The sequence below is a fragment of the Bartonella vinsonii subsp. berkhoffii ATCC 51672 genome, assembly GCF_902825225.1.
GTDB lineage: Bacteria > Pseudomonadota > Alphaproteobacteria > Rhizobiales > Rhizobiaceae > Bartonella > Bartonella berkhoffii.
In genome coordinates this window covers 1-290 of sequence record NZ_CADEAK010000379.1, presented here as the reverse complement: position 1 = coordinate 290, position 290 = coordinate 1, and the positions used below count along the sequence as shown (strand labels likewise).

The window sequence follows — 290 nt, the reverse complement described above, 5'->3', positions numbered from 1 at the left end:
TCACGCATTCCGTTACCTACTGTTAAGCTACCACGGCTATGCGCACTAATAAGTAATCCATCATTGCCATAGTTCAGTACCAGATTTTGGTACTTCTTGCTCGAATTACTCCATCCCCCAAAATACTGATAAATCGCTATCCCAAACTCTACGAGCTTGTCTTCAGCTTGGGGAAAATATGTAAAATAAAGGGGATTATGCTCATTATCAGCTAACTGAACGGCATTACGCGCTGCGTCATCTGGTGTATTTGAAATGCCATTATAGAACATACGCCTGTTGCCATCAGA

At 42.1% G+C, this 290-nt stretch carries 1 pseudogene; it reads right to left on the bottom strand.

Annotated features, from left to right (window positions below):
* Positions 1-290: pseudogene (locus tag J7R10_RS09695) on the bottom strand (filamentous hemagglutinin); the annotation flags it as partial.